Annotated in this window: 12 protein-coding genes; 8 read left to right on the forward strand and 4 right to left on the reverse strand. The window is 58.1% G+C overall.

The window, feature by feature from the left end; genetic code table 11:
* Window positions 1–89: 89 nt before the first annotated feature.
* Entirely contained in the window at window positions 90–2075 is a 1986-nt protein-coding gene (locus tag PKC81_RS02570) for a hypothetical protein (protein ID WP_324333074.1), read from the reverse strand.
* Between the two features lie 246 nt (window positions 2076–2321).
* Here PKC81_RS02570 and gltB point away from each other — a divergent pair, with 246 nt between their 5' ends.
* From gltB to PKC81_RS02595, 5 genes are all read left to right on the forward strand, one after another.
* Complete coding sequence (gltB, locus tag PKC81_RS02575) at window positions 2322–6962, forward strand: glutamate synthase large subunit (protein ID WP_324333075.1); 4641 nt, start codon at window positions 2322–2324, stop codon at window positions 6960–6962.
* A gap of 17 nt (window positions 6963–6979) precedes the next feature.
* Entirely contained in the window at window positions 6980–8416 is a 1437-nt protein-coding gene (locus tag PKC81_RS02580) for a glutamate synthase subunit beta (protein WP_324333076.1), read from the forward strand.
* Between the two features lie 96 nt (window positions 8417–8512).
* Window positions 8513–9514 (forward strand): beta-eliminating lyase-related protein, encoded by a 1002-nt coding sequence (locus PKC81_RS02585; RefSeq protein WP_324333077.1) that lies wholly within the window; start codon window positions 8513–8515, stop codon window positions 9512–9514.
* Complete coding sequence (locus tag PKC81_RS02590; protein WP_324333078.1) at window positions 9511–10434, forward strand: DMT family transporter; 924 nt, start codon at window positions 9511–9513, stop codon at window positions 10432–10434. The genes PKC81_RS02585 and PKC81_RS02590 overlap by 4 nt, the downstream gene beginning before the upstream one ends.
* Before the next feature lie 53 nt (window positions 10435–10487).
* Window positions 10488–12071, forward strand: a complete 1584-nt coding sequence (locus PKC81_RS02595) for a wax ester/triacylglycerol synthase family O-acyltransferase (protein WP_324333079.1) — start codon at window positions 10488–10490, stop codon at window positions 12069–12071.
* Between the two features lie 48 nt (window positions 12072–12119).
* Here PKC81_RS02595 and PKC81_RS02600 read toward each other — a convergent pair whose 3' ends face one another.
* Both PKC81_RS02600 and PKC81_RS02605 read right to left on the reverse strand, forming a co-directional pair.
* Window positions 12120–12905: an alpha/beta hydrolase gene (locus PKC81_RS02600; protein WP_324333080.1), complete on the reverse strand. Its 786-nt coding sequence runs from the start codon at window positions 12903–12905 to the stop codon at window positions 12120–12122.
* A gap of 74 nt (window positions 12906–12979) precedes the next feature.
* On the reverse strand, window positions 12980–13804 hold the full coding sequence (locus tag PKC81_RS02605; RefSeq protein WP_324333081.1) for an SDR family oxidoreductase: 825 nt from the start codon (window positions 13802–13804) through the stop codon (window positions 12980–12982).
* Between the two features lie 76 nt (window positions 13805–13880).
* On the opposite strand from PKC81_RS02605, the gene pgeF reads away from it, so the two are divergent.
* The 3 genes from pgeF to PKC81_RS02620 all read left to right on the forward strand — a co-directional run bounded on the left by pgeF (window position 13881) and on the right by PKC81_RS02620 (window position 17437).
* Window positions 13881–14663, forward strand: a complete 783-nt coding sequence (gene pgeF / locus PKC81_RS02610) for a peptidoglycan editing factor PgeF (RefSeq protein WP_324333082.1) — start codon at window positions 13881–13883, stop codon at window positions 14661–14663.
* A gap of 1 nt (window position 14664) precedes the next feature.
* Entirely contained in the window at window positions 14665–16068 is a 1404-nt protein-coding gene (locus tag PKC81_RS02615; protein ID WP_324333083.1) for a DASS family sodium-coupled anion symporter, read from the forward strand.
* A gap of 64 nt (window positions 16069–16132) precedes the next feature.
* The gene (locus PKC81_RS02620; protein WP_324333084.1) at window positions 16133–17437 is read left to right on the forward strand and encodes a cystathionine gamma-synthase family protein; all 1305 of its coding nucleotides are present in this window, start codon (window positions 16133–16135) and stop codon (window positions 17435–17437) included.
* Here the strand turns inward: PKC81_RS02620 and PKC81_RS02625 are convergent.
* Window positions 17428–18132, reverse strand: a complete 705-nt coding sequence (locus PKC81_RS02625) for an HAD-IB family hydrolase (protein ID WP_324333085.1) — start codon at window positions 18130–18132, stop codon at window positions 17428–17430. The two genes, PKC81_RS02620 and PKC81_RS02625, sit on opposite strands and share 10 nt — an antisense overlap.
* Window positions 18133–18135: the final 3 nt, after the last annotated feature.

The raw sequence follows: 18135 nt of genomic DNA on the forward strand, positions 1-18135 counted from the left end.
TCCCCACATATCTTTGCCGAGCGTCGCCGATTAGGCACCCAAATGGACGATGAGTCAATGTCACCTGAACCTGCCAGAATCCATCAATATTACACGGGAACGGTAATGCGCTTGCCTGCAAAGACCGACTGCCAGTTCTCGATTTCGTCGACAACGATATCGTCTATCGCATGGGCAAGTCCCGAAACCCGGGCATAGGTGATTTCACCGTCGGGTGCCGACTCCAAAATCGCGATGCGGCTCGCAATGTCATCCAGCTTTTCGGCTGTGATTTCAGATATGGCAGCGAAGCGTTCAAAGTCACCAAAATAATGGACGCCCGCAAAGGCGCCACCCATGGTCGGGAATAAAACTCCAAGGAAAGTGAATAGCTTGGCAACATCATGCGGCAAGCCCGGGGGAAGCCATCCAATGGCAGCGCCAAGTTCAATCAACAGATACATTGCCACCGAAACGACAGCAAACAGGAACAATATTTCCGACAAACGATCCAGATTGTGCTGCGCGCGCTTTAGCCGTGCAGCCTTGGCCCGATGATAGTCGCTTTGCGGGCCCACATGATGATCGCGCATCAGTGCCAGCGCACCTTTCAGGAAAGCGGACGTTACTTTGATCTGCGGCAGGCCGATATTGCGCAGCGCGTGACGCGCATACCATTCTGGCCAGTTTCCCCCGGACCCGCGCGGCCATCGACCGATAGGCCGGGCCGCACCGACCAGCAAAAGGATTGGTGCATGGCGGAAATATTCGGCAACCCGCCGAATTTCAAACCAGCGTTCATGCCAGCGCTTGCGTTTGCCGGTGAAGAAGATGCCAATGATGGCGAACAGCAGTACAAATTCGAAAGCCGCGAACCACCATTTCTGTTCGATGCTGGCAAAGGGAAGATAGGCAATCCCTCCGACAATTGCGAAGGCGGATAAAAAGAAACTGGCGACCATGCTGCCGCGATAGGCGTCGGATAGCCAGGTTGAGACGCCATCAGCCCAGGCAAAGGGACGCATCACTTCGTCTGCAATACGTACAGGCATAGCAGGATCGATACCATCAAGTTTGCCCGCCGCAGCCAGAATTGGCGCTCCACTTCCGTCTGCTATGGCGTCTGGCTCCTCATATCGCTGGGTTAGGTTGCGAAGCGGACGGTTGCCGGGATCGCCGAACACAGCCTCAATCCTGCGATAGGCATGCAAAAGCGGATTGCTCTTGTCGCGCCATTTCTCATGGCGGCGGATACTTTTCCAGTCATCACCCGACGGGCAAAGCGCAACGCGTATCAAAGCGTCTATACCCGCTTCATCCCGCACACCGGCTACTTGGCCGATGAGTGCGGCAAGTTCCTCCTTGGCTTGCAGCAAATGCCAGCCATGCGAATCGCGCGCATCGATCCAGATCACCGGCACGCCCTGATCGAGTGCGGCTTCGATGGTGTGTCGGGTCCCGCCAATCGATCCGTGCGTTGTGCCGTCCCATATCCCTATGACGATGTCGGACTGCTCGATCATCACTCTCGCGGCCATCGCTGCGCGATCTGAGCAGAGCGCAAAAAACGCCTGTTGGGCCGCGCTGTCATCCGGATTGGCGAGATGGGCCGAGAATAGCGCCTCGACCACGTCATCCTGTTCAGCCAGCTCGAACAGGCTGACCTCATATTCAGTCGAACGGATTTCCGCAGCGCGCTGGGACGTTAGCTGATCAGCGGGATCCTGCCCATTCAGCAAGGCTCGCATATCATTCAGGCGAGTCGGCTGCGCGTTGACGGCCAGATTGAGTACCCTCCCGAAAGGCAGCGGGGCGATCACTGGCCAGCCGATCGCAGTCGCGGTCTTTACCGCCATCAGGTCGGCACCATAAGCAAGTAACGAATGCAGCCTTACCAGAGGAACTGGACTGTCAGATGCCCCTGTTGCTTGGCGAGCTGTTACATCGAGAAACGCAACCAACTCAACCAGACTTTGCCCTATCGCCGAGCTATTCGCTGAAAAAACAGGATGATGGCTGCGATGGCCGGTAATGCCGATGTCGAGCGAAACTTTGGGCGCCATCAATCCCGAGTTGCCGACATCGTCCGTTTGCATTCGCTGTCCCGCCCCTCTGGCAATTCCTGCGAAAGACTAAAGCGGGACATACAGTAGTTCAAGCTCTCAGAATCAACGCTGGCGGTCCTTGGCGCTTTACGTGGTTGAAAGAGAGTTCGACGGAAACGCAATCTTGACACCCCCGCAAGTTTCCTTGTCGCAACCGTCGCAAGAGGACTTTTAATTACGCAAACATCCCGCTACCGCGAATCAAATTTCACCAGATTCGGATAACAAGGGTACGCCATGGGATTTCCTCCGGCACAGGGACTTTATGACCCACGCAACGAGCATGATGCGTGCGGCGTCGGCTTCATCGCGAACATAAAAGGCGTCAAGACCCACGCAACCATCGAGCGCGGCTTACAGATCCTCGTCAACCTCGATCATCGTGGTGCCGTGGGCGCTGATCCGCTGCTGGGCGATGGCGCGGGCATATTGATCCAGATCCCCGATGCGCTCTATCGTGACTGGGCGAAGGGTGCGGGCGTGAACCTGCCGCAGCCGGGCGATTATGCCGTCGTCATGTGCTTCCTGCCGCAGAACGAAGCGGCACGCGAATTTGGCATCAAGAATTTCGAGAGCTTCATCGTCAAGGAAGGCCAGACGATCCTCGGCTGGCGCGACGTGCCGACCACGCTCGATGGCCTCGGTAAGGCAGTGATCGAACAGATGCCGGTGATCCGCCAACTCTTCATCGGGCGTGGCGAGAATTGTGCCGATCAGGATGCGTTCGAGCGCAAGCTGCTCGCTATCCGCAAACAGGCGCAAAACCCGCTCTTCGCACTGGAGGAAAAGCACGGGCTGCCGGGTCTCGGCAGCTTCTACATCCCCTCAATGTCGACGCGTACGGTGGTCTATAAGGGACTGCTCCTCGCCGGACAGGTTGGCAGTTTCTATGACGATCTGCGCAATCCGCTCTGCCAGTCGGCCCTCGCACTCGTCCACCAGCGCTTTTCGACCAACACCTTCCCGAGCTGGAAGCTGGCGCACCCCTATCGCTTTGTCGCGCATAATGGCGAAATCAACACGGTTCGCGGCAATGTGAACTGGATGAATGCGCGCCGTCGCACGATGGAATCGGACCTGATGGGCCCCGATCTCGACAAGATGTGGCCGATCATTCCGCATGGCCAGTCAGACACAGCGTGCCTCGACAATGCACTCGAACTGCTTCTCGCAGGCGGATACAGCCTTGCCCATGCGGTGATGATGCTGATCCCTGAGGCATGGGCAGGCAATCCGATGATGGATGCCGATCGCCGCGCCTTTTACGAATATCATGCCGCACTAATGGAACCTTGGGATGGCCCCGCTGCCGTGGCCTTCACCGATGGTCGCCAGATCGGCGCGACGCTGGACCGCAACGGCCTGCGCCCAGCCCGATTCTGCGTCACCGATGACGATCATGTCATCATGGCTTCGGAAAGCGGCGTTTTACCGATCAAGGAAGACAATATCATCCGCAAATGGCGGCTCCAACCGGGCAAAATGCTGCTCATCGATATGGAGCAGGGCCGCATCATCGAGGATGAGGAAATCAAGGCGCAGCTTGCGACCAAGGAACCCTATGCCAAGTGGCTTGAATCCGCGCAGTATAAGCTGAAAGATCTCGACGAGGTCGAAGTGGCCGATGGTGCACTCGCCAACGATCACAGCGCACTTCTCGATCGCCAGCAGGCCTTTGGCTATACGCAAGAGGATATCAGCAAATTCCTGGAGCCGATGGCCGCCAATGGCGAAGACCCTCTGGGGTCTATGGGCACCGACACGCCGATTGCCGTTCTGTCGAACAAGCCGCGCCTGCTCTACGATTATTTCAAGCAGAATTTCGCGCAGGTCACCAACCCGCCGATCGATCCGATCCGCGAGGAATTGGTGATGTCGCTGGTGTCAATGATCGGTCCGCGCCCCAACCTGCTTGGCCATGATGCAGGTACGCACAAGCGGCTTGAGGTTGACCAACCGATCCTCACCAACGCCGATCTCGCCAAGATCCGTTCGGTCGAACAGGCACTCGACGCCGCGTTCCGCGCCGAAACCATCGACATCACCTGGGATGCCGCGAGCGGCGCTGCTGGTCTTGAGATGGCGATCAAGGAAATGTGCTGGGCGGCGACCGAGGCAGTGCTGCAGGACAAGAACATCCTGATCCTTTCGGACCGCGCCCAAGGCCCGGACCGGATTGCCATGCCCGCCTTGCTGGCGACCGCAGCCGTGCACCATCATCTTGTCCGGCAGGGCCTGCGCATGCAGACCGGGCTTGTCGTCGAGACCGGCGAAGCGCGCGAAGTGCACCATTTCTGCGTGCTAGCAGGCTATGGCGCCGAAGCGATCAACCCCTATGTTGCCTTTGAAACGCTGGAGGAAATCCGCGTGCGCCAGGGGCTGTCGCTGTCGACTTATGATGTGCAGAAAAACTACATCAAGGCGGTCGGCAAGGGCGTCCTCAAGGTCATGTCCAAGATGGGCATTTCGACTTACCAGTCCTATTGCGGTGCGCAGATTTTCGACGCGGTCGGCCTGTCATCTGAGTTTATCGGCAAATATTTCACCGGCACCGCGACCACCATCGAAGGTGTCGGCCTTGCGCAGGTCGCGGAGGAAACCGTCCGCCGCCATGCAACGGCCTATGGCGACAACCCGATCTATCGCAACATGCTCGATGTCGGCGGCATTTATGGATACCGCATCCGCGGCGAAGACCATGCCTGGACACCGAACAGCGTTTCCAAACTGCAGCATGCCGTGCGCGGGAACAATCCCAAGGAATATGAAGAGTTCGCCCGTTCGATCAACGAACAGAGCGAGCGCCTGCTGACCATTCGCGGATTGATGGACCTGAAACCGGCGGACAAACCGCTGGACATAAGCGAAGTCGAACCCGCGTCCGAAATCGTCAAACGCTTCGCCACCGGCGCGATGAGCTATGGCTCTATCTCTTGGGAAGCGCACACCACGCTGGCTTTGGCGATGAACCGCATCGGCGGCAAATCGAACACCGGCGAAGGTGGCGAAGACCCCAAGCGGTTCAAGCCGTTGCCCGATGGTTCATCGATGCGTTCGGCAATCAAGCAGGTCGCCTCGGGCCGATTTGGCGTGACCGCCGAATATCTGGTCAATGCCGACGATATCCAGATCAAGATGGCGCAAGGTGCAAAACCTGGTGAAGGCGGCCAGTTGCCGGGCGACAAGGTCGACAAGACCATCGGCGCCACCCGCCATTCGACCCCGGGCGTCGGCCTGATTTCGCCGCCGCCGCATCACGACATTTATTCGATCGAGGATCTGGCGCAGCTGATCCACGACCTCAAAAACGTCAACACCGGCGCACGCATTTCGGTGAAGCTGGTTTCCGAAGTCGGCGTCGGCACGGTTGCCGCAGGCGTATCGAAAGCACGCGCCGACCATGTGACGATTTCGGGTTATGAAGGCGGCACAGGCGCGTCGCCGCTCACCTCGCTCACCCATGCCGGTTCACCTTGGGAAATCGGTCTTGCCGAAACCCAGCAGACCTTGCTGCTCAACAATCTGCGTAGCCGCATAGCGGTGCAGGTTGATGGCGGGCTTCGCACCGGTCGCGACGTCGCAATTGGCGCATTGCTTGGCGCGGACGAGTTTGGCTTTGCAACTGCTCCGCTGATTGCCGCAGGCTGCATCATGATGCGCAAATGCCATCTGAACACCTGCCCCGTCGGCGTTGCCACGCAAGACCCTGTGCTGCGCAAGCGCTTCACCGGTCAGCCAGAGCATGTGATCAACTATTTCTTCTTCGTCGCCGAAGAACTGCGCGCGATCATGGCCGAAATGGGCTTCCGCACCATCGACGAGATGGTCGGCCGCGTTGACCGCATCGACATGAAGAAGGCGATCCATCACTGGAAGGCTCAGGGCGTTGACCTGTCCCGCCTGCTGCACGTCGTCGACACAAAGGGTGCCGCGCTCCACCAATCCGAAACGCAGGATCATGGCCTCGACAAAGCGCTCGACCGCGATCTGATCGCTGCCGCCGCACCCGCAATCGAAAAGGGCGAGGCTGTTCGCATCGAACGCGAGGTGAAGAGCCTCAACCGCACCGTCGGCGCGATGCTCTCTGGCGAAGTGGCCAAAAAATATGGCCATGCAGGCCTGCCTGAAAACACCATCCAGATCGCCTTTACTGGTGTTGCAGGGCAGAGCTTTGGCGCCTTCCTTGCGCATGGCATCACGCTCGAATTGACCGGCGACGCCAATGACTATGTCGGCAAAGGCCTGTCGGGCGGGCGTGTGATCGTGAAGCAGCCCAGCCATGTTAACCGCGAGCCGACCGAGAATATCATCGTCGGCAACACCGTTCTTTATGGCGCGATTGCCGGTGAAGCCTATTTCAGCGGTGTAGCTGGCGAACGCTTTGCCGTCCGCAATTCGGGCGCGCTCGCGGTGGTCGAAGGCACTGGCGACCATGGCTGCGAATATATGACCGGCGGGGTGGTTGCCGTGCTTGGCAAGACCGGACGCAACTTCGCGGCGGGCATGTCGGGCGGGGTAGCCTATGTCTATGACGAGGATGGCCGCTTCCGCGAGCGTTGCAACATGGCGATGGTCGATGTCGAAGCGATCGAGGCCGATGGCCCCGAAGCCGAGAACAGCACCGGCGCGCCGACGCAGCGCGCTTCGAACGTGCATGATTTTGGCATGGGCGACATGCTCTATCATTCGGCGGATCGCCTGCGCATCCTGCTCGAACGCCACCATCTCTACACCGGCAGCAAGCGCGCCCGCGCGATCCTTGACGATTGGCCCAATGCCTTGGGCAAGTTCGTCAAGGTGATGCCAAAGGATTACAAGCGCGCGCTGAAGCAGTTGGAGGCTGAACGCCTTGCCGCTGCCCATGTCGCGGCTGAATAAGATTACGGAGCAATATAGTGGGTAAGGCAACAGGCTTTCTCGAAATCGACCGGCAAGACCGGACTTATTCAGACGCCAAGGAGCGGTTGAAGCACTACAAGGAATTTGTCGTGCCGCTGCCCGAGGAAAAGCTGAAGGCGCAGGCATCACGCTGCATGAACTGCGGCATTCCCTATTGTCACAATGGCTGCCCGGTGAACAACATCATCCCCGACTGGAACCATCTGGTTTACGAAGGCGATTGGCAGAATGCGCTGGAAGTGCTGCATTCGACCAATAACTTCCCCGAATTCACCGGCCGTATCTGCCCTGCCCCATGCGAGGCAAGCTGCACGCTCAATATCGATGATTCGCCGGTCACCATCAAGTCGATCGAATGTGCCATCGTCGATCGCGGCTGGCAAGAAGGCTGGATTCAGCCGCAAGTCCCCGCGCGCAAGACGGGCAAGTCCATCGCCGTTGTCGGTTCTGGCCCGGCAGGCATGGCCTGCGCGCAGCAGCTCGCGCGCGCCGGACATAGCGTGACGCTGTTCGAGAAGAATGACCGCATGGGCGGGCTCCTCCGTTATGGCATCCCCGACTTCAAGATGGAGAAGGACCTGATCAACCGCCGCCTGATGCAAATGCAGGCAGAGGGTGTGGTCCTGCGCGAATCGACCGAAATCGGCGTCCATGTTTCAATGGAAAGCCTCCGCGAGAATTTCGATGCAGTGGTAATGTCAGGCGGTGCCGAAGAGGCGCGTCAGCTTAGCATACCCGGCGCTGAAATGGCGGGCGTTCGCCTTGCCATGGAATTCCTGACCCAGCAGAACAAGCGCAATGCAGGCGACGAAGAAACCCGCGCCGCGCCGCGCGGATCTATTGTTGCAACCGGCAAGCATGTGATTGTCATCGGTGGCGGCGATACCGGTTCGGATTGTGTCGGCACCTCCAACCGCCAGGGTGCTGCATCGGTCACCCAGATCGAAATCATGCCCAAGCCTCCTGTTCGTGAGGACAAAGCAATGGTTTGGCCCGACTGGCCACTCAAACTGCGCACCTCATCAAGCCATGAAGAAGGCTGCGAGCGCGACTGGGCGATCAATGCGAAACGCGTGCTTGGCGAAAATGGCCAAGTCACCGGCCTCGAATGCGTCCGCCTCGACTGGTCAAACGGTCGCATGGAAGAAGTCCCCGGCAGCGAATTTGTGATCAAGGCAGACCTGATCTTCCTCGCCATGGGCTTCACTGGCCCGCGCAAGGCCGGAATGCTCGACCAGTCCGAAGTCGAACTGGATGAGCGTGGCAATGTGAAGGCCGATGTGATCGAATATAAGACCAGCCAGGAAGGTGTGTTTGCGTGCGGCGATATGCGTCGCGGCCAGAGCCTTGTCGTTTGGGCGATCCGTGAAGGCCGCCAATGCGCCCGTGCAGTCGACCTTCATCTGATGGGCTCAACCGAACTGCCTTATTGAGCTTTGGCACATTGCAGGCAATTGCGTAGCAATATCCGGTAAGGTGGCTAAATCGCCGTCTTGACGGGCGGAGTATTTTCGCGTTGGGCATCGCATATGCGCTTCTTCTCCGACAATGCTGCCCCGGTTCATCCGAAAATCATGCAGGCGATTGCCGACGCCAATGTCGTCGACACGGCTTATGATGGCGATGCATTGAGCCAGCGTATCGACGCGGCCTTTTCGGAATTGTTCGAACGCGATGTCGCGGTGCTTTGGGTGTCGACCGGTACTGCCGCCAATTGCCTGGCCCTAGCCTCGCTTGCCCAACCGCATCAGGGCATAATCTGCCATCGTGAGGCACATATCGAGGTGGATGAATGCGGCGCACCGGGATTCTACACCGGCGGCGCGAAATTGATGCTGGTTGAAGGCGAAGGCGCGAAGATCGCGCCCGACACAATAGGCGCTCTCCTCGCAACCATCCGGCCCGATGTTCACCAGGTGCAGGCTGCGGCAGTCTCAATAACCAACGCGACCGAATATGGGCTTGTCTATCGGCAGGAAGAAACAGCTGCGATCGGCAGACTATGCCGCGAGAGGCAATTGGGATTGCACATGGACGGCGCGCGTTTTGCCAATGCCATATCGACTGTCGGCTGTTCGCCTGCCGAGGCGACATGGCGCGCTGGAGTCGAAGTCCTCAGCTTCGGTTTTGCCAAGAATGGCGGGATGAATGCGGAAGCCTTGGTCTATTTCGATCCTGCACATGCCGATATAGCGCGTTATCGCCGCAAACGGGCTGGGCATTTGCTCTCCAAAGGCCGTTTCCTGGCTGCGCAGCTTCTGGCATTCCTAGAAAAGGATTTGTGGCTCGACAATGCCGAGGCAGCCAACGCCGCTGCGCAGATCATCGCCGATGCCGCTCCCGAAAGGCTGCTCCATCCGGTTGAGGCCAATGAAATATTCATTCGCCTGTCTGCATCGGATGCTGCAACGCTCCGTTCCCGGGGCTTCGATTTCTACGATTGGGGTGAGGGTGCCGCGCGTCTCGTTACGAGTTGGCATCACCGTGAAGAGGATGTCCAGCCGCTCGCCAAAGCCATTGCTGCGCTGTGACCACTGCCCCATCCACCGCCTCAGCCGCTGAACCCGGCTTGCTCAACCCGCGCATAGCGATCCCCTTTCTGATCGTCTCATTGATCTGGGGATCAACATGGCTGGTGATCCGCGATCAGCTCGGCACCGTGCCCGCAAGTTGGTCGGTCTGTTACCGTTTTGCGGTTGCTGCCGTCGGGATGTTCCTCTTGTCTGCCGTCACCCGGCAATCGCTGCGCCTCGACAGCACCAGTCTGAAATGGACGCTATTGCTGGGCCTGATGCAGTTCGCGCTCAACTTCAACTTTGTCTATGCAGCCGAGCATCACATAACATCAGGGTTGGTCGCAGTCATTTTCGCACTGCTCATTGTCCCCAATGCTTTGCTGGGCAAATGGTGGCTTGGCCGCGAATTCAGCCGAAACTTCGTTGTCGGCTCCATCATTGCCACCACTGGTGTTGCCCTGCTGATGGCACAGGAATATCGCGCAGCACCGGTTGGCGGGCATGAGGTATTGTTGGGAACGGCACTAACGTTGATCGCAGTGCTATGCGCGTCGGTTTCCAATGTCATGCAGGTGGCCCCTTCGATCAGCCGCTATCCCACTACGACGATCCTCGCCTGGTCAATGTTGTGGGGGGCGCTGGCAAATGCCGCATGGTCGTTCATCAACCATGGCCCGCCGGTTATAGAGATGCGGGGGGGCTATCTGGGTGGGGTGCTCTATCTGGGGATCATCGGTTCGGTCGTCACCTTCCCGCTCTATTTCGATCTTATCCGCAAGATCGGACCCGGCAAGGCGGCCTATACCAGCGTGCTCATTCCCGTTGTGGCCATGCTGTTGTCGACGTTGTTCGAAGGCTATGGCTGGTCGGCGCTGGCGGCTGGAGGCGCGGTTTTGGCAACGCTGGGCCTCGTCGTTGCCATGCGTTCGCGTTAGACTCGCCAAGCAACAAAAGCGGCGTTAGTCTCCTCTTCGGAGAGGAGAACATCATGGAGCAGCTAAGCGGGCAGGACGCGAGTTTCGTCTATCTCGATACCCCCAACACGCCGATGCACATCGGGTCGGTTGGGATATATGATCCGTCGACAGCGCCGGGAGGTTTCGTCCGGTTCAAGGACATATTGGCGCATGTCGAGAGCCGTTTGGACAAGGCACGCAGTTTCCGCCAGAAACTGGTTCGCGTTCCCTTCGATCTCGACCATCCTTACTGGATCGACGATCCGAATTTCGACCTCGAATATCATGTCCGCCACATCGCCCTGCCCCAACCCGGCGACTGGCGACAATTATGTATTCAGGTAGCCCGCCTGCATGCGCGCGGCATGGACCTCTCCAAGCCGCTGTGGGAGTTCAACATAGTCGAGGGCCTCGACAATATCGAAGGCCTTCCCAAAGGGTGTTTTGCACTGGTCGCCAAGGTCCACCATGCCGCAATCGACGGGATGTCCGGGGTCGAACTGTCTGCAGCTGTGCATGACATCGAACCTGTTCCAGTAGACCGGTCAGCGAAACCAAAATGGAAAGGCGAAAACGAGCCTGCGGTCACCGAAATGCTGATGCGCACATGGATGAATTCGGTCACCCAGCCGGTGCGCTTTGCCAAAACGCTGGCACAGACGGTGCCAGGCGCGGCAAGGCTGATCCGCGAAGTGGCTGGAGGCGATGTCTCGCTGAAGGGCGCAAAAATGGCGCCGCAGACCATCCTCAACGGGAAGGTAAGCCCACACCGCGTGTGGGACAGCACCGTGTTACCGCTGGCGGGCGTCCGGGCAATCAAGGACCGCATCGAAGGCGCGACTGTCAACGACGTGATCCTGACGATCATCGGTGGCGGGCTGCGCAAATATCTGCAGCAGCGCAAAGCCCTGCCCAAGGCGAGCCTGACTGCCATGGCCCCAATTTCGGTGCGCGCTGACGGTGAAAAGGAAGCATTGGGTAACCTTGTTTCGGCCATGCTCGTGCAACTTGGCACGCATATCGAAGACCCGATGGAAAGGCTGGCCTTCGTCCGCAAGGAAGCCGTGAATTCCAAGGCGATGACCAATGCGGTCGGTGCGCGGACGCTGACCGAATATAGCCAGTTCATCCCTTCAGGCCTCGCTGGGCTGGGCGCTCGGCTATATTCGCGGCTGGGCGTTTCGAACCTGCATTCGCCGGTGTTCAATGTGGTCGCGACCAACGTCCCCGGCCCCCGCGTTCCACTTTATTTTGCGGGTGCGAAAATGGTGCGAATGATGGGCACCGGCCCTATTTTCGACGGCATGGGGATGATCAACGCGATCTACAGCTATGGCCCGGATATCGCGATTTCCTTCACCAGCGACCGCGATATGATCCCTGATCCGGCCAACTATGCTGCGGCCTTGAAGGAGGCATATGAGGAATTGCTCCACGCCAAACCAAAGGCGGAAGCTTCTGCCAAGCCTGAGGTGAAAGCCGAACCCGCACCGGCCAAAAAAGCGGCTGCGAAGCCTGTAAAAGCCAAGGCTGCACCAAAGAAGCCAGCGCTGAAAAAGCCCGCAGTACAAGCTGCAAAACCAGCCGCCAAAGCAAAACCCAAGGCCAAAAAGTGAGAAGGCCCGGGCATCGACCCGGGCCACATTCAACCTATAGTGGAAAAATCAGTGCCCTGACGAAGGGTAGATCAAGCTTTTGAGCCCACCACGCTCGAACGGCTTCCATTCGCCTTCGGGTAGAGCCAACCGGTCGGCAATCGCCCACAATACGGTCGGGTTCACGCCCAATCCGCAATGACTGCCTTTGACTTCGATATTGTCGGTCTGCCGCGCCTTGGGTTCACGGCTGTTTTGCCATGCAACCACACCGTCCTGACGCGAGAAAATCGCTGTTGACGGCACCGGCGGCACTTCATGGCTCTCGGCCAATTGTGCCTGCACATCGGGATCTTCGATATTATGCCCGGTCAGCATTTGATAGGCCCGCCACGCATTGGTCGATTTGGGGCTGCCAACAATGGGGGATCCCAGAGATATAACCTGTCGCACCATGTCGGGCCGACGGCGCGAGAGTTGACGCGAAAGCGTTCCGCCCAATGACCAGCCGACAAGGCTAACCTTGCGTCCCGTTTCCGCATATATCTGCTCGAGCCGTGCAATCAGATGCTCGCCATTGTGTCCAATGGCCTTTGGCCCCAAATTACGGCCGAGTTCCCAATGAAACGCATTATAGCCCAGCTTGTCCAGATAGGTTTGCAACGGCTTCATCGAAAATTCGGTGGCCATGAAACCGGGCAGCAGCAACACCGGATGACCGTCACCTTTGGGTGCTTGCATCAGGATCGGGCTGGCCCAGGGCATTGAACCCAATTCAGCCATTGCGCGAGGCAATTCGGTCAAAGCGAGAAACAGCGAAGGACGCGAAACGTCTTCAATAGCGGCAGTTGCCAATAGCACTCTCCTGCGAACATTTTGCCGGTTCTGCGCCGGATTTCAGGAGAGGCTGACGGAAGCAAGAGTCGCCGTCAATCGACTTTTTGGCCAAAACTGTGGAACAGAGCCGTAAGGCCTTGTTTATAATCTGGATATTGCGGCTTCCACCCTAGCTCTCTTTTGGCCTTTCGGTTCGAAATTCGCCTGTTTTCGGCATAAAAGGCTGCGGCCATGGGCGAAAGCTGTGCCGCTTCTAACGATTGCAGCGACGGTGGTTCCATACCCAAAAGCAGACTGGCAAATTCGATGACGGCGTTCTGGCTGCAAGGAGAGTCATCCGCCAGATTGTAAATGCCGGTCGGGCCTGAAAAGCTAGCAACAACGCCTGATACGATATCATCCACATGGATGCGGCTGAAAACCTGATCGGGCAAATCGATGCGGTGCGCCTTGCCTTCACGCACCCGATCCAAAGCAGATCGGCCCGGGCCGTAGATACCGGGCAGCCGGAAAACGCACGCATCCGCCCGCAGCTGCTGCCATTCCAGATCTGCCGTTGCCCGCGCGCTGCGTCGACCCGATCCAACCGACGCGCTTTCATCGACCCAGGCGCCCTGGGTATCCCCATAGACGCCGGTTGAAGAGAGATAGCCAATCCACCTTGCCGACGATGCAGCAATGGCCTCTCCAAAGCGATCGAGCACCGGATCGCCCCCTTCGCGGAACGGCGGGACCGACGACAGGATGTGGGTCGCCTCGGAAAGTGCATCCAGAACCGCCGAGTCATCTTCAAAAGCAATCGCGGCGGACGATGCTGTCCGGCTTGTGCCAACCACCTGCCAGCCTTCGCCACGCAACCGCGCAGCCAAGCGGCTGGCCGTATAGCCCATCCCGAAAATCAGCATCTTGCCTGTCATGAATGTGTCTGTCTCTTCTTGTGCATCCATCGTCAAGCATGTTGCCAAGGCGAGGCGACGCTGCGAATAGGGCAGAATGGAGAGGGCACCCACAGGCAGCGTCGAAGTTTTGCATAGCAAGCTGCTGGGTGACATTCCGCATGGCTTTTTGGGACGCCGCGGCGGTGTTTCGGAAGGCATCCATGCCGGGTTGAATGTCGGGCTGGGTTCGGATGACGACCGCGAGGCGATATTCGAAAACCGGCGCCGGGCGGTAAATGTCGTTTTACCCAATGCTGAACTGGTTACAGTCCATCAAATTCATTCGCCAGACGTCCAAACGGTGACGGAAGCCGTCGCTTTGGACGCACGACCGCAGGCAGACGCGATGGTCACCAACAAACCGGGGCTATTGCTCGGCATATTGACCGCGGATTGCGTGCCGGTGCTGTTCGCAGACCCGGAAGCCGGTGTCATCGGTGCCGCACATGCCGGTTGGAAAGGCGCGATCTCGGGCGTCACTGACAACACTTTGGCTGCGATGGAGGCATTGGGTGCTGATAGGAGCCGCATCGCCTGCGCCATTGGCCCATGCATCGCGCAGAAAAGCTATGAGGTCGACGATGGCTTCTACCGTCGATTTGTCGAGGAAGCCGACGAGAATGAGCGTTTCTTCGCCAGCGGAAAACCCGGCCATTGGCAATTCGACATCGAAGGCTATGTCGCAGCGCGTCTGGCCAACACAGGCGTAACCAAAGTCGAATGTCTGGGTGAAGACACCTATTCGCAGCCGGATCGCTTCTTCAGCTATCGCCGCAGTTGCCACCGGAATGAACCCGGCTATGGCCGCGAAATTTCACTGATCGGATTGCGGGGCTGATGTGACGACCAAGAGTTGGGGCCTTTGGTGCGGCATCGCCGTTTTTTCGCTGATGCTAATATTGGGGCCTCCAGCTTCAATGGACGCACCTGCGTGGCATGTGGCAGCCCTAACCCTGTTGATGGCCATATGGTGGATGACCGAAGCCTTGCCATTGACGGCAACTGCCTTACTCCCCTTTTTGGCGCTGCCGTTCATGGGTGTGATGACTGCCAAGGACGTCGCCAAGGAATATTATTCCGACATCCTCTTCCTCATTTTGGGCGGCGCTTTTTTCGCATTAGCGATCGAACGGGTGGGGATGCACCGACGCGTTGCTCTAGGCATATTGCGCTTTTCCGGCAAAAGCAGCTTTGGATTGTTACTGGCATTCATGGTGTCGACGGCATTCCTGTCGATGTGGATTTCGAACACCTCAACGTCATTGATCATGATGCCCATCGCCTTGGCCGTCCTTGCAGCGGGAGGTGTAGAGGATGAGGCAACTGGCGGTATGGCCGGAGCCCTCATATTGGGTATAGCTTTTGCAGCTTCACTGGGCGGTGTCGGTACTTTGGTAGGTTCACCAACCAATCCGATAGCGACCGGTTTGATCGAGTCGCAATTGGGGCTGAAAATCAGCTTTCTCGACTGGATGAGTTTCGGCATTCCAATCGTGTTGATCTCTGTACCGCTGACCGCTTTCATTCTGGCACACGTGCAGAAAATCATGGCAACGCCTTTTGATGTCGTCGCTGCCAAAAATGCCATTGGCAAGGCAGGCGATTGGACGACATCTGAAATGCGGCTTCTGCCGCTAGTGTTGCTGGTAATCTCGTTATGGCTGTTGCTACCACAACTTGAATCCGCGCTGCCGAAGGGCTCGATCACCGATGGGACAATCGCGATTGCCTGCTCGCTTCTGCTGTTTCTTGTCCCCGATGGCAGCGGTCGACCGCTGCTCAACTGGAAAGAAGCCGATCGTGCACCTTGGGGTGTAATCATGATGTTTGGCGGCGGCCTTGCGCTGGCAGCGGGCATCAGCGAATCCGGGCTGGCCGACTGGCTTGGCGAGGCACTCAAACCGCTGGCGGGTGTTCACCCGCTTATCATCGCAGCCGCCGTCACCGCCCTTGTCATCCTCATCACCGAATTTGCCAGCAATGTGGCCACTGCAAGCGGCGTTATGCCGGTGATTGCGGGGCTGGTCGCGGCGACGGGTTCGGACCCGTGGCTACTCGCCATGTGCGCCTCGATTGCCGCCAGTTGGGGCTTCATGATGCCATCCGGAACCGGACCTAACGCCATCGCATGGGCGACCGGGCATGTGGCGCTCCCCCACATGTTGCGTGCCGGGGTGCTTATCGATCTATTCGGGGTTCCGCTAATCGTCGGGATCGTTTGGTTCGTCGCAACCTTTCACTGAAGGCGCGCAATTTAGTTTCAATTGAAACAAATATTGCTATGACCCGCGTCAAGGAGATTGACGCATGACCGATGCCACCACGCCCCGTCGCAAGGGCAAATCGCCGATCAAGAAAATCGGCGGACGTACCCTCAAACCCTCGACGCTGATGATGGGCCACGGTTTTGATCCGGTGCTTTCTGAAGGTGCATTGAAGCCGCCAATCTTCCTCACGTCGACATTTGCGTTTGAAAATGCGGCAGCGGGAAAGCGCTTTTTTGAACATATCACTGGAAAGCGCAAAGGCCCCGCCGATGGTCTGGTCTATTCGCGCTTTAATGGGCCCAATCAGGAAATTCTTGAGGACCGTCTGGCGGTCTGGGATGGCGCAGACGATGCGCTGGTTTTTTCCAGCGGAATGTCGGCAATCGCAACCTTACTGCTGGCGCTGGTCAGTCAAAATGACGTGATCGTCCATTCGGGACCGCTTTATGCCGCGACCGAAACGCTGATCGCCCGCATCCTCTCCCGCTTTGGCGTTTCCTTTGTCGATTTTCCCGCCGGCGCAAGCCGCAAGGCAATCGACAAGGTGCTGGCCTCTGCGCAAAAGATGGCGAAGAAAAAGGGCGGCAAGGTTGCTTTGGTTTACCTGGAGAGCCCGGCCAACCCGACCAATGCTCTGGTCGATGTCGAGGCAGTCCGCGCGGCACGCGATGCTGCGTTCACCGGCGAGGAAAAACCGGCCATCGCAATAGACAACACTTTCCTCGGTCCGCTTTGGCAACAACCGATCAAGCAGGGCGCTGAACTCGTCGTCTACAGCCTCACCAAATATGCGGGCGGCCATTCGGATCTCGTCGCAGGCGGGGTGTGCGGCGAGCAAGCGTTGATTGATGCGATCCGACCTATGCGCAACACCATCGGCACAATTTGCGATCCCAACACCGCCTGGATGTTGCTGCGCAGCCTCGAAACGCTCGAACTGCGCATGACCCGCGCCGGCGAAAATGCCGCCAAGGTCTGCGCCTTCCTGAAGACCCATCCCAAAGTCGTTGGCCTCGGCTATCTTGGTATGATCGACGATCCGGCGCAGCAGGATATCTACAACCGTCATTGCAGCGGCGCGGGCTCGACCTTCTCCGTTTTCATCAAGGGTGGAGAGAAAGAGAGCTTCCGCTTCCTCGATGCTCTCAAAATCGCCAAGCTGGCCGTCAGCCTGGGCGGTACCGAAACGCTCGCCAGTCATCCGGCGGCGATGACCCATCTTTCGGTTCCGGAAGAGCGCAAAAAGGCGCTGGGCATCACCAACAATCTGGTGCGCATCTCGATTGGCATCGAAGACCCAGACGACCTGATCGCAGATTTCAAACAGGCACTCGATCAGGTCTGAGGATCACCGTCGCGCCAATCGAGTATCTGCCATCCCTTCTCCCGCGCCAATAGCTCAAGCGGTGGGTGCGGGTTGGTGGCAAAGGCTTCATCCGCAAAGGATAGAAGTGGCGCATCGGAAACATGGTCTGAATAGGCGCGGATATGGCATTGCTCGCGGCTCAGGCCTTCCGCTGCCATCCACGCCTTGACCCTTTCGAGCTTGGCCTCGTCATAACAATTATGGCCGTCAATCCGCGCGAGCACATGGCCGCTGTCGCTGGTTGCCAATTCAGTGGCGATAACGTCGTCGAAACCAAGCCGTGAAGCAATCGCATCGACATATAAGCGGTAGGAAGCGGTGGCGATGACATGCCGATAGCCTTCGGCCTTTTCGGCATCGATCCGCCATTTGGCTTCCTGATAGACATTACGGCCAAGGACCAGGTCAGCGTGGCGCTCAAGGTGACGTGCAAACTGCACCCGCGGGACTTTGCCTCCAATCAAAAGAGTTTGAGCATATTGCTTAAGCTGGCTGCGATCCCACAGCCTAACTGCGTAGAGAAGTAGCCCAAACGGTAGAAGCGGAACGAGGGCCAAACGCCAGGGTGATTTGTGCCACGCCATGTGCATCAAAAAGCCATTATAGGTCGCGCGGCGCGTGACCGTTTTGTCCATGTCATAAATTGCGATGCGTATCGTGGGCGGCATGTTCATCGC

Origin of the sequence: Sphingorhabdus sp. (assembly GCF_035329025.1) — a bacterium.
Classification (GTDB): Bacteria; Pseudomonadota; Alphaproteobacteria; order Sphingomonadales; family Sphingomonadaceae; genus Sphingorhabdus_B.